This is a genomic window from Kitasatospora sp. NPDC087861 (assembly GCF_044742585.1).
Classification (GTDB): Bacteria; Actinomycetota; Actinomycetes; order Streptomycetales; family Streptomycetaceae; genus Kitasatospora.
Genome location: NZ_JBIUUS010000015.1, coordinates 196,121 through 214,011 on the forward strand (window position 1 = coordinate 196,121; position 17,891 = coordinate 214,011).

The window sequence follows — 17,891 nt, forward strand, 5'->3', positions numbered from 1 at the left end:
GGACGACTCCGCACGACCGAGGATGAAAGCACCCCGGCCGACTTCCCGAGCACGACGAGGAGGCGGAGAGCATGCGCACACACTCAGGCTGCGGCAATCCGGTACGCCGGACCTCCGATCGCGTCCAGTGGTGGCTTTCCCACATCCTGCTCGCCATCATGGTCGTCGGCCTCCCTGCCGCCGTCGTCAGCACCGGCCTGTTGACCTACCACGCCCAGCTGAACACCGCGCAGGCGCAACACGCGCCCCGACACCCCGTGACCGCACCCACGGACGACCTCGTCGAAGTCCTGGACCGCGCGACCGCCGAGCCGCCGATCCTCGTGCTGGACGACAGCCGGCTGGTCGGCCTGGTCACCGCCGAGGAGCTCACCAGGATCGCCCGCACCCGACTTCCCCCCGCCACGCACGGAGCGTGAACCTTCGCCTCGTCCCGAACGATGGCAGGCCCTGCGGCCGCCCTCCCGGGACGCCGATAACCGACACCGAGACCCTCAACTCGCGGATCAAGGAGATCCTCGACGGCCTCACCCAGCGCTGGGGCGTCTTCGTCCTGGTGGTCGAGCTGAAGGACATCGAGCTACCTCAGAGCATGCAGCGCGCGATGGCCCGGCAGGCGGAGGCCGAACGCGAGAGGCGCGCCGAGATCATCGCCGCCGAGGGCGAGGCGCTGAGCGCCGGGCGCCTCGCCTTGGCCAGCGCTCGGACGACGGGGGTGCCGATGCCGTCGCGGACCGCGGGTCCGCTGATGCCCAGGGTTCGCGGCGGTACGGGCGTGCCACGGCGACCGGGCCGGAGGATCCTGAATAACAGCGGGCCGACCGGCAGCCATGCCTCCCTGGTACCCGCCGGGCCCGCCGCACCGAGCAACCCGCTCACAGGCCGTACGAGGCGGAGGTCCCCATGAACACCAGTCCCGCACAAGGTTCTCCTGGGCCGATCGTGGTCGGCGCGGACGGCTCGGAACCCGCACGCCGAGCCGTGCTCTTCGCCCTGCGCGAGGCACAGCTGCGCGGCGTCGGCGTGCGGGCCGTCTGCGTCTACGGCGGTGGCCGCGCCGGTTCGTCGGGCATGGAGCGGACCACCTGGCCCCGCACGAGCGGCGCGCTGCCACCGCACCTGCACGACATCGTCGCCCGCGAGGTCACGGACTCCGTCGAGGAACTGCGACAGCAGGTCGGCGAGCCATTCGTCGAGGTCGAGGTCCGATGCGAGCGCGGCCGTCCCGCCCAGGTCCTGCTGGACGCGAGTCAGGACGCGAGCATGCTCGTGGTCGGCACCCGCGGCGCCGGCGTCTGGGGCCGCCTCGCGCTCGGCTCCACCAGCACCGAGGTCGTCCACCACGCCCGCCTCCCCGTCGTCGTCGTACCACCCGCACCCAAGGACGCGCCTGCGTGATCGGCGCGCGACCCTGCGGACCGTCTGGAGGAGACCAGGCCATGCAGCACCGGACCGTCCAGGACGTGATGACTCAGAGGGTCGTCGTCGCCCACCGCGAGACCACGTTCAAGGAGATCGCCGGACTCTTCCACCGCAACGACATCACCGGCGGGCCAGTCGTCGACGACCGCAACCACCCGGTCGGCATCGTGTCCGAGGCCGACCTGATCCGCAAGGAAGCGGGCCTGCTGGAGGAGGGCCACCCGGTCACCCGCCGGCTCCACCCGCACGAGCGCTATCGCGCCGAGGCGGAGATCGCCGTGCCGGCGCCCGCTCAGGATGCGGATGTTCCATGACAGGCAGGAGGCTGGAATAGACGGCTCGTCCAGAGGACTGCGGGCTCGTCCGGGCGGACCGGCACATTCGGCGGTATTCAGTGCTGATCCGCCAGAACCGACCCGACGCCTTTCGAGTCCGTAGTCCACGCCACGAAGGAGGAAAGGGTCATGAGTAACGCACGGGACATCATGCACGCCGGAGTGACCTGCGTGCAGGAGAACGAAACGCTGGAGGCGGCGGCACGGCGGATGCGCGAGCTGGACGTCGGCGCCCTGCCGATCTGCGGCCCCGACAACCGGCTCCACGGAATCATCACCGACCGCGACATCGTGGTGAAGTGTCTCGCCGAGGGCAGGGACCCCAGGACCACGACGGCGGGCCAGCTCGCACAGGGCAAGCCGATCACGGTCGACGCCAATGCCGACGAGGCCGAGGTACTGCGCCTCATGGAGCAGCATCGGATCCGGCGTCTACCGGTCATCGAGGAGCACCGGCTGGTCGGCATGATCAGCGAAGCCGACATCGCGCGGCGCCTGACCAGGCAGGAGGTCGGCGACCTCGTCGAGGCGGTCTGCGCCCCAGCCTGACCCCGGGCCATCGCCAAGCGCCGCACAGTCACGCAGGGCAACCTGCGTCGCCTTCCGCCGGTGCGGCCGCCACTCAATGAGCGGTGTGCATCGTGAAGTTGCAGGTCACGGGCCTGGTGTGCGCCGGTTTCAGCGTGCTCACGCTGGTCGGCGGCTGGTGTCCACGGTGAAGATCGTCTGACTGGGCGGTCGGTGCGGTTCTCGGATTCTGCTGCGCCTGCCGCGAGGGTCCGCCGACGATCCGTCGCCGTGCGGATACGCCGCCGGGTCGCGGGGAGGGTGTGGGGATGTCGGAGCTGGAGCGGATCACGGTGCGCCGGAGCGAGCTGGACGCGCTCGCCGGGGAGTTGGGCAAGCAGCTTCAGGAGGTCCAGGCGGAGTGGGAGGAGTTGGTGATCGCCGAGCGGGTCCTGCAGCGATTGGCCGAGCAGGATCGGGCCGAGGCGGAGGCCGCCGTAGCGGAGGCGCCGGTGAAGGTGCAGGTGGCGGGGCATGCGGCGCTCCCGTGCCTGCTCGGCCCGGTCGATGATCCAGCGGCGGTCGTTCGGGTCGGAGCCGTAGAGCCGCGCCCAGGGCCGATCGCGCCCGGGTGGCCCGCCCCGGCGCCCGCTGCGACGCCGGGCCGGGGCGGACACGGGGGGCGGGCCACATCGTCCTACTTGCGGCGGCCGAAGATCCGCTTCGCGGCGTAGATGATGCCGACGATCAGCAGGACGAAGAACAGAATGATCAGGATGATCACGACGATCAGGAACTTGCCGAGCTTGGCGAAGAAGCCCGACTTCTTCTTCTGTTCCTTGGCCGCGAGGTGGGCCGGCTCGGCCTGATCGCTCCGGGTGCTGGCGGAGACGGCCGGGCCCGCCGCGAGGTCGGCCGGGCCGGAGGCGGTGGCGGCCAGGCCGGTGGTGGCCAGGCCGGTGGCGGCGGCCGCGACGGGCCGGGGTGCGGCCACCGCCGTCGCGCTCGACGCCGCGGCGCTGAGGCCGACGGCGGCCAGCAGTGCCACCAGGGCGCCGGCTATCGAACGTGCGATCCGGTGAGTCATCGTGCTCCTCGTACGGGTTCTGAGCAGCACAGAAGAGCCTGACCGACCGGATCCGTTGGTCTGACCAGGTGGTTTTCTCATCTGCGCCTAGTATGCTCCACTGAAGTTCTACAGCGGTGTAGAAGTTTACCGACGGGCCTGCCCGGATCGGCTCCGGCCCCGGTCACGCGCGCCCGCCGGTCCGACGGGGGTTTCGTGGCAACTGTGGAGGATGACGACGTGTCGGGTCGCAGGGGTTCCCCCAAAGCCGGAAATTCGCCACGCCGGGCGGACGGCCGACAGCCGGGCCAGGCCGACGGCCGAGCAGCGGGCCAGGCCGACGGCCGCCACACCGGCCAGGCCGACGGCCGTCACACCGGCCGGGCGAAGCCCAAGCCCAAGCGCAGCACCAAGGAGAAGGTGCTCTGGGTGACGGCCGGCTGCACCGCCCTCCTCGTCCTCGGCGGCTGCGCCGTCTACTACCGCCTGAACAGCAACCTCACCACCTTCGACGGCGACGCCCTCAGCAAGGACCGCCCGGCCGCCGCGGCCCCGGACGCCCAGGGCCGCACCCCGGTCAACGTCCTGCTGATCGGCTCCGACAGCCGCGGCAACGGCAACAGCGACCTGGGCGGCGGCGGGGACGGCGGCGCCCGCTCGGACACCGCGATCCTGCTGCACGTCTACGCCGACCACAAGCACGCGATAGGCATATCCATCCCCCGCGACTCCCTGGTCACCATCCCGCCGTGCAAGCTCCCGAACGGCACGTGGACCAAGCAGCAGAACAACGTGATGTTCAACAGCGCCTTCTCGGTGGGCGACACCGACCAGGGCAACCCGGCCTGCACCCAGAACGCCGTCGAGAAGCTGACCAACCTGCGGGTCGACCACACCATCGTGGTGGACTTCAACGGCTTCGCCTCGATGACCAAGGCGGTCGGCGGCGTCGAGGTCTGCCTGCCGAACAACATCTACGAGGGCGATCTCAACCCGAACCTGGGCAAGAAGGGCAAACTGATCTTCCCCAAGGGCAAGCAGAAGGTGGAGGGCCAGTCCGCGCTCGACTTCGTCCGGGTCCGGCACGGCATCGGCGACGGCTCCGACATCGGCCGCACCAAGCGTCAGCAGGCCTTCCTCTCCTCGCTCATCAAGGAGGTCAAGTCCCGCGGCATGGACCCGACCACCCTGCTTCCGCTCGCCGACGCGGCGACCAAGTCGCTCACCGTCGACCCCGACCTCGGCTCGGCGGCCAAGCTGCTCTCCTTCGCCACCTCGCTCAAGGACGTCGACCTGCACGACGTCAAGTTCGTGACGGCGCCGTGGCGCTACGAGGGCCCGCGGGTCGCCCTGGTCCACCCCGACGTGGACCAGCTCTGGGCCGCGCTCAAGGCCGACCGCACCCTGGACGGCCAGGACGCGAGCGCCACCGCCCCGGCCGCCCCGGGCTCCGCCGCGCCGGGCACCCCCGCCGCCGAGGCCACCCCGTCTCCCACCGCCACCCCCGCACCGGACGCCAAGGCGGGCGACGTCAAGCCCGCCGACGTGAAGGTCGCCGTGCTCAACGGCACCGGCGCGAACGGGCTCGGCGGCAAGGCCGCCGAGGCCGTCAAGGGCGCCGGCTACACCGTGACCACCGTCGGCAACGCGACCGGCAAACCGCGCGCCACCACGGTCGTCGAGTACGGGACGGGCGAGCGCGCCGCCGCCGACGCGGTCGCGAAGCTGTTCCCGGGCGCCACCGTGCAGCCCGGCAGCAAGGGCGTCAGCGTGGTGCTCGGCCATGACTTCGCCGCCGCCAACCCGGCCGGTGCCGCCACCGGCGCGCCGACCGACGGGGCCCCGGCCGCTCCGGCCCCGGTGCCCAGCAGCGTCGCCGCCGCCGCCCGCTCGGCCGACGACGACCCGTGCGCCAACGTCTCGTACGGCTGATCCGGACCGGACCCCACGACGACGGCGGGGCGCCTCCGGACCTGGTCCGGGGGCGCCCCGCCGTCGTGACGCTCGTGGGCTCAGCGCCTGGTGCCGCAGGACGGGCAGAACGCGGCGCCCTCCGGGATGTCCTGGTGGCACTGCCCGCACTGGGTCGGCTGGGCGAGCCGGAAGCCACAACCCGGGCAGAACGGCGTGCCGTGGGTCTCCGCCGAGCACTGCGGGCAGACCAGTTGACGCGGCGTCCGCACGTCGAACTCCGCGCCCGACTGCTGGCCCTGCTGGTAGGAGCGGTCGGACACCATGTCGTTGAGGCCGCGGCGCTGCGCCGCCATCGCCTCCGCCGCGGTGTCCGGGGCGCAGTTGTGGCACAGGCCCTGGCCCGGGTCGAAGCAGCGGCCGCAGACGTAGTGGGTGCAGCGCGCGCAGCGGTTGAAGTGCGTCTGGGCGTTGGTGATCGCCCGCTGGAAGGCGGCGTCGCGCGCGTTGCCCCAGGTGTGGCCGGCCAGGCCGTCGGCGGCGTTGCTGATGGTGTTGGCGTTGCCACCGATGAGGTTCCAGGCGGCGCTGACGCCCTTTCCGATCCAGCCCGCCACCTGACCGGTGGTGAACGCCTCGAACGACGAGCGCCAGGTGTCGGAGCAGCGGTAGCAGGAGAACTCGAACTGGAAGCCCGCGCCGGTGCCGTGCTGCTCGCACATGTCGCGGTAGTTGCTGCTGAAGTAGATCTCGGAACTCACGTCGTCCCCGGTCGGTGAAGTGGCATGTCGGCGGTCCCCGGCCCCCCAAGGTGCCGACACGGATGGGGCGGGTCACGGGGCGCTGCACAGAATCGCACATGCCGTCATATCTTGTGAATCTCTCGTGGACAACGCCGCGTGATCGCCGTCCCAGGGGACGTCCGGACCCACCGACCCGGTTCCGATCACCTCGGTTCAGCCGAGCCGGTTCCGGCTGACGCCTCAGAGCCCCGCGACCGGTAGCAGCAGGATCCGCGCCGGGTCGAACCGCTCCCAGCCGGCCGGTCGCCCGCTGCGGCTCACCCGCAGCCGGCACCACCGCTGCCCGGCGGCGTCCTGCCACCAGCCGCTGATCCGCCCGGACGCCCAGGTGCCGTCACCGAGGTCCACCTCGACCGGCTGGTACACCCACTGGACGTCCGGGCCCGCCGGTTCCCCGACGCCCGCCGGACTGCGCCGACTCTCCACCACGGCTCCCGCCTCCCGACCCGGCCCCGGCGCGCGGCCTCCCCGGGTCGGGCGGCCACGCGACCAGGCGTGCAGCTCACCCCGGAAACTCTACAGGCGTGTAGAGCGCGGCGGGAGGAGTTCCACCGAAGCCCGGCCCGCCTCAGCGGCGCCCCCGGAGCGCACTCCAGCGGCCGCCCCGGGACGGCCCGGCCCCGCGGGCGCTCCGGCGCCGGCCCCACAGGGCGAACGGCACGACGGCCGCCAGCCCGACCGCGTCCGGCACCGACGGCGTCTCCACCGGGGCGGCCGCGCCCGCCGGCACCTTGTCGAAGGTGTCCGGGACGGGCAGGGTGGACCAGTCCGTGAGCGGCCAGGCCACCACGAAGGCCCGGCCCACCACGTTCCCGACCGGCACGAAGCCGTCGCCGGTCTCGTTGTGGTGCGGGCGGGAGTCCCGCGAGTTGTTGCGGTGGTCCCCCATCACCCAGAGCTTGTCCTTGGGGACGGTGACGATGCCGACCGGATCGTTGTCGCAGGGCGTCGAACCGGGGAACAGGTACGGCTCGTCCAGCGCTACGCCGTTCACCTTCACCGGGCCGCCCGCCTTGCACTCGACGGTGTCCCCGCCGACCGCGATCACCCGCTTGATCAGGTCCTTCTCGTCCGCCGAGGGCATCAGGCCGACGGTGCTCAGCGCCTTCTGGACCGAGCTCATCACCGAGTTGTCCGAGTGCGTCGGCGCGCCCTCCAGCCAGCCGCCCGGATCGCGGAAGACCACCACCTCCCCGCGCTCGGGCTTCGCGCCGAACCAGGGCGTCAGCTTGTCGACCAGCACCCGGTCGCCGATCTCCAGGGTCTGCTGCATCGAACCGGAGGGGATCGAGAAGGCCTGGACGAAGAAGGTCTTGATGCCGAGCGACAGCAGCAGGGCGATCACCAGCAGAATCGGGAGTTCCTGCCAGAACGGACGCTTCTTCCGCCCGGCTTTCGCCCCCGGTTCCGCACCGCCCGAGCCGTCGGCTCCCCCGCCCGGACCGGTCCCGCCGTCGCCACCACCGCCGGCCCGGCCACCATCGCCGCCGGCCACCTCGAAGGACCCTGCCCCGCCCGGGACTTCGGGCGCGCCGGCCGTGCCGCGCTCCCCGCTTCCACCGCTCTCGCCGGACTCCGTGCTCTGCTGGACACTCATCTTCTCGGCCCCTCCCGACGGCCTGGCGGGAGTCCGGATCGGAAACCCCCGCTGTCAGGGAACGAACCTACCGAACAGAGGTTCCCGGGCGCGCCCTGACGTGGATCCGCTCACCCTGCGGACCGAACAGGCTGAGGAACTCCACCGGTTGCGATCCGGCGTTGCCGAAGGCGTGCGGGGTGCGGGTGTCGAACTCGGCGGCCTCACCGGTCGTCAGCACCAGATCGTGCGAGCCGAGCACCAGCCGCAGCCGGCCGTTCAGGACGTACAGCCACTCGTAGCCCTCGTGCACCTTCAGGTCCAGCTCGGGCTCGGTGCCCCGCCCGGGCGGCATGATGTGCTTGTAGGCGTGCAGGCCACCGAGGTGCCGGGTGAGCGGGAGGATGGTCTGACCGTTCCTGGTCACCGGGCGGGCGTGGATCCGGGGGTCGCCGGTGGCCGGCGCCCCGACCAACTCGTCCAGCGGCACCCGGTACTCCCGGGCCAGTGGCAGCAGCAGCTCCAGGGTCGGCTTGCGCTGCCCGGACTCCAGCCGGGACAGGGTACTGAGCGAGATCCCGGTGGCGGCGGCCAGCTTGGCGAGGGTGGTGCCACGCTCCCGCCGCAGGGCGCGCAGCCGGGGGCCCACCGTGGTGAGGACGTTCTCGAAGTCTTCGTCGGCCATGCCTGCCATGTGCCAGGACGGCAAGGGCGTTTGTCAAACCGGCACACCGGCAGGCCCGCGTACCCACCCACCGTCCCGGCGATCACGGACAAGCCCGCCCGCCAGGCCGACGTCACCGCCCCGCCCGCAGGCCCTTCCGGCACCCCTGCCCACGCGCGGCGGGGCCCGGTGGCGGTGTTCCTCGCCACCGGGCCCCGCCGCGCGGCGGTGCTACCGGTACTCGCGCAGGCGCGGCCGCACGCCCAGCGCGGTGAGGGCGAGCGCCGCCGCCAGCGCCCCCGCCGCCAGGGCCTCCGTGGTGGCGTCGAGGTCGCCGTCGGTCGCGGCGAGCGCCGAGTCCATCGCCGTGGCGTTGACCGCGATGGTGTCCCCGATGGCCGTGCTCAGCTGGTCGAAGTCGTAGTTCGACTGCCCCTGGGACAGGCCGGTGTTGAGCGTCACCGCCTCCTTGAGCCGACCGGCGTCGCGCAGCTCGCGGATCTTCCGGTCGTCCTGCTGGTACTGCTGGAAGGCGGTCAGCACCCGATCGGCGGCGTCCTGCTCGCCGGGGAAGGTGATGTTGCGCAGCTCGGTGCCGAGGTAGCCGCCGAAGGGGACGGCCGCGTGGTCGGCGCGGTGCCTTGCCGCAGCGGCCACCAGCTGGGCGTTGTAGCCGGCGAGGGTGGCGCCGTCGAGGTGGGCGATCGCCTGGGTCTTGTCGAGGAAGCTCTGCTCGTAGGCGACCGCGCGGGACGGGTCCGTGAGGTAGCGGCTCTCGTCGGCGTTCATGTCGAAGGCGACGGCGCGGGCGCGGCTGAGCGCGATCACCGAGTCGTAGGCGTTGCTCTTGGCGGTCACCAGGTGGTCGTCGGCACGGCTCACCAGGTGCAGGCCGATCGCCAGGGCGACGCCGGTGAGCAAGGTGACACCGGCCAGCGCCGGGTTGACGACCCGGCGGTAGCGCACCGCCAGCGCGCGCTGGAGCCCGAGCAGGGCGGCGAGCGCGACCAGACCGACCGCGAGCAGCCACCACCAGCCGCTGCCGAGGGCGTCGCGGTGCTCGGTGTAGACCTGCTCGACGGTGGCCTCGTTGGCGGCCGTGACCTGGTCGGCGGCCGGCAGCAGCTGCTGGCGCAGCAGATCGGTGGCCTGGCGGTAGGCGTCCAGGGCGGCGGGCGAGGGCTGGCCGGCCGGGGCCTTGGCCTGCTCCTCCAGCAGCTGGGCGCGGGCGACCAGGGCCTCGTAGCTGCCGAGCCGGCCGAGCACCTGCTGCACGGCGCGCTGGCCGGCCGGGTCGGCGGCCGCGGCTTGGGCGGCCTGCTGGAGGTCGTTGTCGGCCTGGGCCCGGCGCTGCTCATAGGTGTCGAGGGTCTGCTTGCGCAGCGTCGTGTAGTCGGGGTCGGCGCCGACCAGCAGCAGGTTGGCGGCCTGGGCGTCCATGTCGCTGAGCGCGAAGTAGAGGTCGGCGGCGCGGGTGGCCTGTGGGGCGGCCTGGTGGCCGATGGTGTCGGTGCCGTCGCGGGCCCCGCCGAGCACGGTGGTGGCGGTCGCGCCGAGGCCGAGCAGGGTGGCCAGGCTGAGCGCGGTGAGGCCGCGGACCAGGCGCGGGGTGGTCCAGTAGGCGCGGCTGCCGACCGCCCGGGCGCCCTGCCCGAGCCGGGCCAGGGCGCCCGGGGGGATGCGGTGGGGGGCGCGCGGCGGCCCGGCCGGGGCCGGGCGCGCTGCTGGGCCCGGCTCTTCCGCCGAGCCCGATTCCGCCGGGGCTGATTCCGCCGGGGCCGTCTCCCCCGTGGTGGCCGCTCTGCCCGCTGCCGAGGTGGTCATGACCGCACGTCCCTTTCCCCCGTTGCACGGTCTGCTGGGTTTCCTGCTGAAACCGGAGCAGAACCGTTTCTCTCCGCCGGGTGACGCTAGTGCCGTGCCACCTGCGGTGAGCCGCTCCCTGACGGCTCCTTGACACCGCCGGGCACCCTTCTTGACGCTTCCTTAGCGTCCGGCCGGGCACTTCCCCGGCATCCGGCCCCGGCCCCGGCCGCTCCGGCCACCGCCTCCCCCCTGCATCGGGCTGCATCGGGCTGCATCGGGGGGAGGCGGTCGAGGCCTCAGCCCTGACCGAACCGTCGGCCGTGGTTCGCCTTCTTCTTCCGCCGGGCCCTCTTCTTGCGGGCGCGCTTGGACACCGTCTGCTCCCCTGTCGTCGACGTGTGGTCGGAATGCGGTCGGAATGCGGTCGGGGGCCGGAGTTCAGGCGGCCTGGCCGACCAGCTGGTCGGCGAGCTTGGCCAGGCGCTTCAGCGAGCGCTCCTCCTGGGCCGCCGGCGCCACGGGCGCGACCGAACCACCGTCGTAGTAGGCGCCGTTGGTGACCGCGACCTCCGGCAGACAGAGCCGGACGACGGCCGCCGCCCCCTCCGCCGCCGGCGCGCCGACCCGCCCGTACAGCGGCAGCAGCGCCGTGTCGCACAGGCCCGGGTTGAGGCTGACGGCGGTGAGGCCGGAGCCGGCCGGAGCCATGTCGGCGGTCGCCATCGTGAGCGCGAGCTGCGACTGCGCGTACGCGGCGACCCGCGAGTACTTCTTCACCCGGTGCGGGTCCGACCAGTTCATCGACGCCGTCCGGTGCAGCGAGGACGAGACGTTGACGATCCGGGCGTCGCCGGCCGCCGAGAGCGGTGCGCGCAGCAGCTTGGCCAGGAGGTGCGCGGCCAGGAAGTTGACCTGCAGCGAGACCTCGTTGCCGTCGTCGGTCAGTGTGCAGCGCTCGGGCGCCACCGCGGCGGCGTTGTTGACCAGTAGGTCCAGCGCCGGGTAGTGCTTGACGACCGTGCCGGCCAGCACCGCGACCTCCGAGAGGTGGGTGAAGTCGGCGGCGAGCTCGACGAGTTGGTCCCGTCGGGCGCCGGCGTCGACCAGCCGGGCGACAGCCGCCTCGGCCTCGGCGGTGGTCCGGGCGTGCACCAGCACGGTGGCACCCAGCCCGGCGAGCAGCCGGGCGGTCTCCCAGCCGATGCCCGAGGAGGCGCCGGTGACGAGGGCAGTACGGGCGGACAGGACGGATTCGGACATGACCGTTCCCAGGGTGCGGGGCACCGCCGGCCCTGCTCGGGCCGGGGTGCGGACTCAAAAGACCTGACGAGATGCGGAGTTCGCGCGCCCGCCCCACCCCGCGCCGACCGGCGGCGGGGTGGGGCGCGGCACGTGCCGTGCCCTCCGGCGGGGAGGCGCGGTTCAGCGCACGGCGATGGCGGCCACGGCGACGCGGACCGGCGGCCGCGGATGCGGCGGGCGGTCGTGATGGCGTACCGGGCGGTTCATGCTCCTCATCCAACCCGCGGGCCCTGGCCGGGGCAAGCGCCACGCCGACGCCCTGACGAATCCCTGACGCCCGGCGAACAACCGTACGGGCGGCGGCGGTTGCGGCGGCGGCCGCCGACGCGCAGGTGCCGCGCCGCCGACCGTGGCACCGGCCCCAGCCCCGCCACCGGCCGCGCTACCGGCGCCGCGTCAGAGCCAGTTACGGCGCTTGAAGATCAGGTACAGCCCGGTGCAGACCAACGCCATCAGCCCGATCGCGAACGGGTAGCCGAACGCCCACTTGAGCTCCGGCATGATCTCGAAGTTCATCCCGTAGACGGTTCCGATCAGCGTCGGCGCGAAGAGGATCGCCGCCCAGGAGGAGATCTTCTTGATCTCGTCGTTCTGCACGTGCCCGGCCTCGGCGAGCTGCTTCATCTCCTCGTTCTGCCGCTGCGAGACCAGCGTGGCGTTCACGGTCAGGATGTTCTGCAGCATCTGCCGGAAGCCGTCCACCCGCTCGGCGGCGTAGGTGGCGTGGTCGGCGACGTCGCGCAGGTAGCGCTGCAGCTCGTCGTCGGTGCCGTACTTGCCGAAGCCCGCCTCCAGGCTCTTCATGATCTCCAGCAGCGGCCGGGTGGCCCGCTGGAGCTCGATCACCTCGCGGGACAGCTCGTAGATGCGCCGGGAGACCTGCGGGTCGCCGCCGAACACCTCGGTCTCGATCTCGTCGATGTCGTGCTGGAGCCCGGCGATCACCGGCGCGTAGCCGTCGACCACGGCGTCCAGCACCGCGTACAGCACCGCCTCCGGGCCGAGCGCGAGCAGCTCCGGGTCCGCCTCCAGGCGGCGGCGCACCGCGGACAGGTCCGGCGCCTGGGAGTGGCGGACGGTCAGCACGAAGTCGGGGCCCACGAAGAGGTGGATCTCGCCGAAGTCGACCTCCTCCGCCTCGTCCAGGTAGCGCGCGCCGCGCAGCACCACGAACAGCGTGTCGCCGTAGCGCTCCAGCTTCGGCCGCTGGTGGGCGACGATGGCGTCCTCGACGGCCAGCTCGTGCAGGTTGAACCGGTCCGCGGCCTCCAGCAGCTGCGCCTCGGCGGGGCGGTACAGGCCGATCCAGGCCATCGCGCCGGGCCGGTCGGGCAGTTCGCGGTAGATGTCGGCGAGGCTGGCCGGTGTGTCGATCCGGCGCCCGTCCCGGTAGACCGCCGCGTCCACGACGGAACGTTCCAGCGCGACCGGTTCGGCGGGCTGGTCGGGCCGCGGATCCATCGAGTGCTCGGGCGCCGGCTGCGTGTCGGCGGGACCGGGGCCTGCGGCGGGGCGGGAGAACGGACGCTTGCTCGCGCGCACGGCGCGCACTCGCCAGTCGGACATGGCGGGGTACCTCCACGGTGGGTGCCCGGCCGCCGCTCGGAAACAGCGGGCCGGAGGCGCCCGGCCGGCCTCCACGCGCACGGCGCGACCGGCGGCACCTCGCCGAGGACGAGGTCAGCGCCGCGCGGGAGCCGTACGGGAGGAGGAACGCCGGGTGCCGCGAGTGGTGCGGGACAACCGGGGGCGGGGCCGACTTCGACCCGGACTACTGCACTCCACGGCTCTCACCTCCTCGTCTCCGCGCGCTCGCGCACCGGAAGAGGCGCCTGCACAACCCCGCCGAGTCTAGTACCCGCTCCCGCGTGACTCCCACCACGCGCCCCGGGGTCCCGCGCGGAGGCGTTCGGGCGCGGTCATGCGCCCGGCGCGCTCGGGCGTCAACGACCTCCCACGGCGGCCGCTTCGGTCCTGTCGATACGATTACCGGACGGCGACCGTCCAACTACGCTACGTGTCATGACTTCTTCGGAGACGACCCCCGGGCGGGGCACGGCGGTGGTGATCGGCGGCGGGCTGGCCGGCGCGATGGCGGCCTGGGCGCTGCGCGGCTTCGCCGAGCGCATCGTGGTGGTGGAGCGGGACCGCTACCCGGCGGAGCCCGCGTTCCGGGCGGGGGTGCCGCAGGGCCGGCACGCCCACCTGGTACTGGAGGCCGGGCACCGGGCGCTGGAGGAGATGATGCCCGGCATCAAACAGGAGCTCCTGGACGCCGGCGCGACCCTGGTCGCCGCTTCGGGTGATCTGAAGTGGCTCAGTTCGGCGGGGTGGATGGCACTGTACCCGGCGCAGCTCGCCTTCCTCTCCTGCACCCGGCCGGTGCTGGACAAGGCGGTGCTGGACCGGGTCCGCACCGAGCCGTCGATCGAGTTCCTGGAGGGCACGGACGTGGTCGGCCTGCTCGGGTCGGCACCCGCGGTGACCGGGGTGAAGGTCCGCGAGCGCGGTACCGAACACGGTGAAGTCAGGGAGATACCGGCCGAATTGGTGGTGGACGCGGCCGGCCGCTCGACGGCGGTGCCGGACTGGCTGGCGGAGCTGGGACACCCGCCGGTGACCGAGGAGCGGGTGGACGCAGGCGTCGCGTACTCCTCCCGGCTGTTCCACCGCCCGGCCGGCGTCGACCTCGGCTGCAAGGCGATCTACCTGCAGACCAAGGCCCCCGACGCGCCCCGGATGGGCGTGCTGCTGCCGGTCGAGGGGGACCGCTGGATCGTCAGCGTCGCCGGCATGCGCGGCGCCGAACCCGAGCCCGGCGAGGCCGGGTTCGCCAAGCACGTGGCCCTGCTGCGCGACCCGGGCATCCGCGAGGCACTGCAGGAGGCCGAGCCGGCCGGCGAGGTGCGCGGCTTCGTCCCCGGCCCCGGCGTGCGGCGGCACTACGAACGCGGCGCCCCGGAGGGCCTGGTGGTGGTCGGCGACGCCGCGAGCACCTTCAACCCGGTGTACGGGCAGGGCGTCACCGTCGCCCTGCTCTGCGCCCGGTCGCTGCGGCGCACCGTACTGCGCCACGGCGGCATCGGCCACGCCACGGCCCGGGACGCCCGGCGCGAGATCACGGCGGTCTCCAAGAACGCGTGGGTGATGTCCTGCACCGAGGACGTCCGCTTCGCCGCCACCACCGGCGGCCCCTCCGGCGCCCTGCTCAAGTTCCAGCACCGCTTCCTCGACAAGGTGCTGGCCGGCGCCGCCCACGACCCGGCGGTCACCGCCGCCTTCCACGAGGTGATGTCCCTGGTCGCCCCGCCGACGCTGCTCTTCCGGCCGGCCCTCCTCGGCGCCATCCTGCGGAGCTGACCCCCACCCGGGCGCGGCGCCGGAGCAACGGGTGCCCACCTGCCCCGATGCGCGGCCGGGTCCGGCACGGGGTCCGGCGCGCGCCTACCAGCCCAGGTGTGCGACCACGTACGGCACGGCGACCTGCTCCAGGGCGCCGTGGCCGAACGCCGGGTGGACGTTCACCTCGAAGACCACGCCGCCGCTCTCGGCGGCGAGGTCGACGCCGGCCAGGGGCAGCTTGAGGGAGGCGGCGGCACGGATCGCCAAGTCCGCCAGGCCGTCCGGCAGTTCGGCGTCCGCCAACAGGGTGGAGACGGCGCCCCGGCTCTCGTTGCAGGGGGCGTCCGGGTCCGCCTGCACGTGCTCGACGACCCGGACCACGCGACCGTCGAGCACCACCACCCGGTACTGGTGACGACGGCCGTCCGGGGTGAAGTTGCGGGCGTCCCGGGCGATCAGCCAGTCCGCCCCCTCCTGCTCGTAGTGCCGCGTAGCGGCGGCGAGTTGGGCGTGGTCGGTGACGTGGAAGACGTCGTCGCCGCCCATCCCGACACAGGGCCGGGCCCAGACGTCGCCGCCGAGCCGGTCGAAGGCCTCGGCGGCGGCCCGCGGACTCGGCCGGGAGAGTGCGACGGTCGGCATGTGCGCGACGCGGTCGCGGGTGAAGCAGGCCACCGTGATGTCCTTCTCGGTGGCCGCCCGCCAGGACTGCGGGTCGGTGCCCAGCGAACGGGCGCCGCACGCACGCAGCAGCCGCTGGCAGGACGCGAAGTCGCGGCGCCGGTGCGGCGGGATCTCGTAGACCACGACGGTGTCGGCGGCCACGCTGCGTCCCGCCGCCTCCAGGCACAGCCCGCCCGCGCCGTCCGCGCCGATCCGGCCGCCCCCGCCGGTCATGAAGTGCCGGGCATCGAGCAGCACGGGCGCCCGGCCGGTGACCGTCCGGACGGCGGTGACGAGGGTGTCCCGGCTGCCTTCGGTCGAACTGTGATCAGTCAGGAGAACGAGCTCACGTCGACCCATGCGGGCCATGGAAGCGGGGTGCCCCCGGCCCCGGCAAGACGGCGCCGCGCGCCAACTCCGGGTCCGCTGGCCGAAACCGCGCGGGTGGGCAGAGCCGGGCCGGGGGTGCGTCGCGCGGATGGGCAGAGCCGCGCGGGTGTACGGGGCCGCGTGGGCGTACGGGGCCGCGTGGGCGTACGGGGCCGCGCAGGTGCACGAGGCCGCACAGGGGTGCGGCGGGCGCCGGTAATTCGGATGCGGACGCTCCGCCCGCCCCGCTAGCCTGGACCGCATGTCCACGCCCCGAATTTCCTAGCCAACGGACCCGCCTCCACGCCACCCGTGTGTCCGTTCGCTGTTTCGGAGCGTTATCCCATGATCACCACCCGCGGTGTCGACCTGCGCGTCGGCGCCCGCCTCCTGCTGTCCGACGTCACCCTGCACATCGCCCCCGGCGACCGGATCGGCCTGGTCGGCCGCAACGGCGCCGGCAAGACCACCCTGCTGGCCACCCTCGCCGGGCAGCTTCCGCCCGCCGCCGGCACGGTCACCCGCACCGGCCCCGTCGGCTACCTCCCGCAGGACTCCCGCGCCGCCGACCCGTCCGCCACCGTCACCGACCGCATTCTGTCCGCCCGCGGCCTGGACACCGCCGTCCGCGCGCTGCGCGCCGCCGGGGAGGCGATGGCACAAGCCTGCGACCCGGGCGCCGAACGCCGGGCGATGGACGCCTACGCCCGGGCCGAGGCCGAGTTCCAGTCCCGGGGCGGCTACGCGGCCGAGGCCGAGGCCGCCCGGGTCGCGGCCGGGCTCGGACTTCCCGCCCGGGTCATGGACGCCCCGGTCGGCACCCTCTCCGGCGGCCAGCGCCGCCGGGTCGAGCTGGCCCGGATCCTGTTCGCCGACCACGGCACCCTGCTGCTCGACGAGCCCACCAACCACCTGGACGCCGACTCCGTCACCTGGCTGCGCGGCTTCCTCGCGGCCCACCAGGGCGGGCTGGTCCTGATCAGCCACGACCTCGGCCTGCTCGCCGACACCGTCAACCGGGTCTTCCACCTGGACCCGCAGCGCGCCGCGATCGACGTCCACAACACCGGCTGGCGGGCCTACCTCGCCCAACGCGCGGCCGACGAGCGCCGCCGGACCCGGGAGCGCGCCAACGCCGAACGCAAGGCCGCCGCGCTGCACGCCCAGGCCGACCGGATGCGGGCCAACGTGGCCACCGCCACCACCGCCCGCAGCATGGCCCGCCGCGCCGACCGGCTGCTCTCCGAGCTCGAACCCGTCCGGCAGGCCGAGCGGACGGCCCGGATCCGGCTGCCCGAACCCGCGCCCTGCGGCCGGATGCCGCTCGGCGCGATCAGCCTCGCCAAGGCCTACGCCGACCGCCCGGTGCTCACCGGCCTCGACCTGGCCGTCGACCGGGGCAGCCGACTGGTCGTCCTCGGTCTGAACGGCGCCGGCAAGACCACCCTGCTGCGCATCCTCGCCGGCCACGAGAGCCCCGACTCCGGCCGGGTCGTCCCCGGTCCGGGCCTGCGGCTCGGCTACTTCGCGCAGGAGCACGACACCCTCGACCCGGCGCGCAGCGTCCGCGACAACCTCGCCCAGGCCGCCCCCGGCCTCACCGACGGCGAACTGCGGCACGTCCTCGGCGCGTTCCTGTTCCGCGGCGACGACGTCGACAAGCCGGCCGGGGTGCTCTCGGGCGGCGAGAAGACCCGGCTGGCGCTGGCCGGTCTGGTCCACTCCGGCGCCAACGTGCTGCTGCTCGACGAGCCCACCAACAACCTCGACCCGGCCTCCCGTGCCGAGGTCCTGGCGGCGGTCGGCACCTACCCGGGCGCGATCGTGATGGTCACCCACGATCCGGGCGCCATCGAGGCCCTGCGCCCCGACCGCGTCCTGCTCCTCCCGGACGGCGACGAGGACCTCTGGCACGACTCCTACCTGGAGCTGGTCACCCTGGCGTGAGCGGGGCCGCCTGACACCGCCGCGCCCCGAAGGAGTAGCCCCGGGACGGGCGAAGCGGGGGGGGGGGGGGCCCCCCCCCCCCCCCGCCGGGGGGGGGGGGGGGGGCCCCGGCCCCCCCCCCGGGGGGGCCCCCGGGGCGCGGGGGGGCCGGCCCCCCCGGGGGCGGGGGGCCCGCCCC

Annotated in this window: 19 protein-coding genes; 9 read left to right on the forward strand and 10 right to left on the reverse strand. The window is 73.6% G+C overall.

The window, feature by feature from the left end:
• The first annotated feature begins 71 nt into the window (after positions 1-71).
• From ACIOJE_RS22240 to ACIOJE_RS22265, 6 genes are all read left to right on the forward strand, one after another.
• Positions 72-419, forward strand: coding sequence for a hypothetical protein (locus tag ACIOJE_RS22240; RefSeq protein ID WP_400778126.1), 348 nt, complete (start codon positions 72-74; stop codon positions 417-419).
• Complete coding sequence (locus ACIOJE_RS22245; RefSeq protein WP_400778128.1) at positions 416-907, forward strand: SPFH domain-containing protein; 492 nt, start codon at positions 416-418, stop codon at positions 905-907. The genes ACIOJE_RS22240 and ACIOJE_RS22245 overlap by 4 nt, the downstream gene beginning before the upstream one ends.
• The gene (locus ACIOJE_RS22250) at positions 904-1,398 is read left to right on the forward strand and encodes a universal stress protein (RefSeq protein WP_280679193.1); all 495 of its coding nucleotides are present in this window, start codon (positions 904-906) and stop codon (positions 1,396-1,398) included. Before ACIOJE_RS22245 ends, ACIOJE_RS22250 begins: the two co-directional genes overlap by 4 nt.
• Positions 1,399-1,439: 41 nt before the next feature.
• The gene (locus ACIOJE_RS22255; RefSeq protein ID WP_400778132.1) at positions 1,440-1,736 is read left to right on the forward strand and encodes a CBS domain-containing protein; all 297 of its coding nucleotides are present in this window, start codon (positions 1,440-1,442) and stop codon (positions 1,734-1,736) included.
• Between the two features lie 150 nt (positions 1,737-1,886).
• Positions 1,887-2,306: a CBS domain-containing protein gene (locus tag ACIOJE_RS22260; protein ID WP_280679195.1), complete on the forward strand. Its 420-nt coding sequence runs from the start codon at positions 1,887-1,889 to the stop codon at positions 2,304-2,306.
• A gap of 287 nt (positions 2,307-2,593) precedes the next feature.
• Entirely contained in the window at positions 2,594-2,998 is a 405-nt protein-coding gene (locus ACIOJE_RS22265) for a hypothetical protein (protein ID WP_400778136.1), read from the forward strand.
• Here the strand turns inward: ACIOJE_RS22265 and ACIOJE_RS22270 are convergent.
• Positions 2,962-3,351, reverse strand: coding sequence for a hypothetical protein (locus ACIOJE_RS22270; protein ID WP_400778139.1), 390 nt, complete (start codon positions 3,349-3,351; stop codon positions 2,962-2,964). The genes ACIOJE_RS22265 and ACIOJE_RS22270 overlap by 37 nt on opposite strands.
• A gap of 219 nt (positions 3,352-3,570) precedes the next feature.
• Between ACIOJE_RS22270 and ACIOJE_RS22275 the strand changes: the two genes are divergently transcribed.
• Complete coding sequence (locus tag ACIOJE_RS22275; protein ID WP_400778141.1) at positions 3,571-5,262, forward strand: LCP family protein; 1,692 nt, start codon at positions 3,571-3,573, stop codon at positions 5,260-5,262.
• Positions 5,263-5,342: 80 nt separating this feature from the next.
• On the opposite strand, the gene ACIOJE_RS22280 is transcribed toward ACIOJE_RS22275, so the two are convergent.
• From ACIOJE_RS22280 to ACIOJE_RS22315, 8 genes are all read right to left on the reverse strand, one after another.
• Positions 5,343-6,002: a double zinc ribbon domain-containing protein gene (locus ACIOJE_RS22280; protein WP_280679199.1), complete on the reverse strand. Its 660-nt coding sequence runs from the start codon at positions 6,000-6,002 to the stop codon at positions 5,343-5,345.
• Positions 6,003-6,224: 222 nt separating this feature from the next.
• Entirely contained in the window at positions 6,225-6,473 is a 249-nt protein-coding gene (locus tag ACIOJE_RS22285) for a hypothetical protein (RefSeq protein WP_280679200.1), read from the reverse strand.
• Positions 6,474-6,612: 139 nt separating this feature from the next.
• Positions 6,613-7,641, reverse strand: a complete 1,029-nt coding sequence (gene lepB / locus ACIOJE_RS22290) for a signal peptidase I (protein ID WP_280679201.1) — start codon at positions 7,639-7,641, stop codon at positions 6,613-6,615.
• A 67-nt stretch (positions 7,642-7,708) separates the two neighbouring features.
• The gene (locus tag ACIOJE_RS22295) at positions 7,709-8,305 is read right to left on the reverse strand and encodes a helix-turn-helix transcriptional regulator (protein WP_280679202.1); all 597 of its coding nucleotides are present in this window, start codon (positions 8,303-8,305) and stop codon (positions 7,709-7,711) included.
• A gap of 210 nt (positions 8,306-8,515) precedes the next feature.
• The gene (locus ACIOJE_RS22300; protein ID WP_400778145.1) at positions 8,516-10,108 is read right to left on the reverse strand and encodes a hypothetical protein; all 1,593 of its coding nucleotides are present in this window, start codon (positions 10,106-10,108) and stop codon (positions 8,516-8,518) included.
• Between the two features lie 278 nt (positions 10,109-10,386).
• The gene (locus ACIOJE_RS22305) at positions 10,387-10,464 is read right to left on the reverse strand and encodes a 50S ribosomal protein bL37 (RefSeq protein ID WP_400671760.1); all 78 of its coding nucleotides are present in this window, start codon (positions 10,462-10,464) and stop codon (positions 10,387-10,389) included.
• Between the two features lie 64 nt (positions 10,465-10,528).
• Positions 10,529-11,350: an SDR family NAD(P)-dependent oxidoreductase gene (locus tag ACIOJE_RS22310; protein WP_280679204.1), complete on the reverse strand. Its 822-nt coding sequence runs from the start codon at positions 11,348-11,350 to the stop codon at positions 10,529-10,531.
• A 438-nt stretch (positions 11,351-11,788) separates the two neighbouring features.
• Positions 11,789-12,958 carry a magnesium and cobalt transport protein CorA gene (locus ACIOJE_RS22315; protein WP_400778149.1) on the reverse strand — a complete coding sequence of 390 codons (1,170 nt, stop codon included), beginning with the start codon at positions 12,956-12,958 and terminating at the stop codon, positions 11,789-11,791.
• Positions 12,959-13,414: 456 nt separating this feature from the next.
• Between ACIOJE_RS22315 and ACIOJE_RS22320 the strand changes: the two genes are divergently transcribed.
• Positions 13,415-14,752 carry an NAD(P)/FAD-dependent oxidoreductase gene (locus ACIOJE_RS22320; RefSeq protein ID WP_280679206.1) on the forward strand — a complete coding sequence of 446 codons (1,338 nt, stop codon included), beginning with the start codon at positions 13,415-13,417 and terminating at the stop codon, positions 14,750-14,752.
• A gap of 84 nt (positions 14,753-14,836) precedes the next feature.
• Here the strand turns inward: ACIOJE_RS22320 and ACIOJE_RS22325 are convergent, their stop codons facing one another.
• Positions 14,837-15,757, reverse strand: a complete 921-nt coding sequence (locus ACIOJE_RS22325) for a RimK family alpha-L-glutamate ligase (RefSeq protein WP_400778151.1) — start codon at positions 15,755-15,757, stop codon at positions 14,837-14,839.
• Positions 15,758-16,111: 354 nt separating this feature from the next.
• Here ACIOJE_RS22325 and ACIOJE_RS22330 point away from each other — a divergent pair, with 354 nt between their 5' ends.
• The gene (locus ACIOJE_RS22330) at positions 16,112-17,713 is read left to right on the forward strand and encodes an ABC-F family ATP-binding cassette domain-containing protein (protein WP_400778153.1); all 1,602 of its coding nucleotides are present in this window, start codon (positions 16,112-16,114) and stop codon (positions 17,711-17,713) included.
• Positions 17,714-17,891: the final 178 nt, after the last annotated feature.

Excerpts from the sequence above, each read along its gene's own strand:
- ACIOJE_RS22250 (WP_280679193.1), top strand. The coding sequence starts at position 904 with ATGAACACCAGTCCCGCACAAGGTTCTCCTGGGCCGATCGTGGTCGGC.
- ACIOJE_RS22295 (WP_280679202.1), bottom strand. The coding sequence starts at position 8,305 with ATGGCCGACGAAGACTTCGAGAACGTCCTCACCACGGTGGGCCCCCGG.
- ACIOJE_RS22300 (WP_400778145.1), bottom strand. The coding sequence starts at position 10,108 with ATGACCACCTCGGCAGCGGGCAGAGCGGCCACCACGGGGGAGACGGCC.
- ACIOJE_RS22325 (WP_400778151.1), bottom strand. The coding sequence starts at position 15,757 with ATGGGTCGACGTGAGCTCGTTCTCCTGACTGATCACAGTTCGACCGAA.
- ACIOJE_RS22265 (WP_400778136.1), top strand. The coding sequence starts at position 2,594 with ATGTCGGAGCTGGAGCGGATCACGGTGCGCCGGAGCGAGCTGGACGCG.
- lepB (WP_280679201.1), bottom strand. The coding sequence starts at position 7,641 with ATGAGTGTCCAGCAGAGCACGGAGTCCGGCGAGAGCGGTGGAAGCGGG.
- ACIOJE_RS22270 (WP_400778139.1), bottom strand. The coding sequence starts at position 3,351 with ATGACTCACCGGATCGCACGTTCGATAGCCGGCGCCCTGGTGGCACTG.
- ACIOJE_RS22310 (WP_280679204.1), bottom strand. The coding sequence starts at position 11,350 with ATGTCCGAATCCGTCCTGTCCGCCCGTACTGCCCTCGTCACCGGCGCC.
- ACIOJE_RS22260 (WP_280679195.1), top strand. The coding sequence starts at position 1,887 with ATGAGTAACGCACGGGACATCATGCACGCCGGAGTGACCTGCGTGCAG.
- ACIOJE_RS22315 (WP_400778149.1), bottom strand. The coding sequence starts at position 12,958 with ATGTCCGACTGGCGAGTGCGCGCCGTGCGCGCGAGCAAGCGTCCGTTC.
- ACIOJE_RS22240 (WP_400778126.1), top strand. The coding sequence starts at position 72 with ATGCGCACACACTCAGGCTGCGGCAATCCGGTACGCCGGACCTCCGAT.
- ACIOJE_RS22255 (WP_400778132.1), top strand. The coding sequence starts at position 1,440 with ATGCAGCACCGGACCGTCCAGGACGTGATGACTCAGAGGGTCGTCGTC.
- ACIOJE_RS22320 (WP_280679206.1), top strand. The coding sequence starts at position 13,415 with ATGACTTCTTCGGAGACGACCCCCGGGCGGGGCACGGCGGTGGTGATC.
- ACIOJE_RS22330 (WP_400778153.1), top strand. The coding sequence starts at position 16,112 with ATGATCACCACCCGCGGTGTCGACCTGCGCGTCGGCGCCCGCCTCCTG.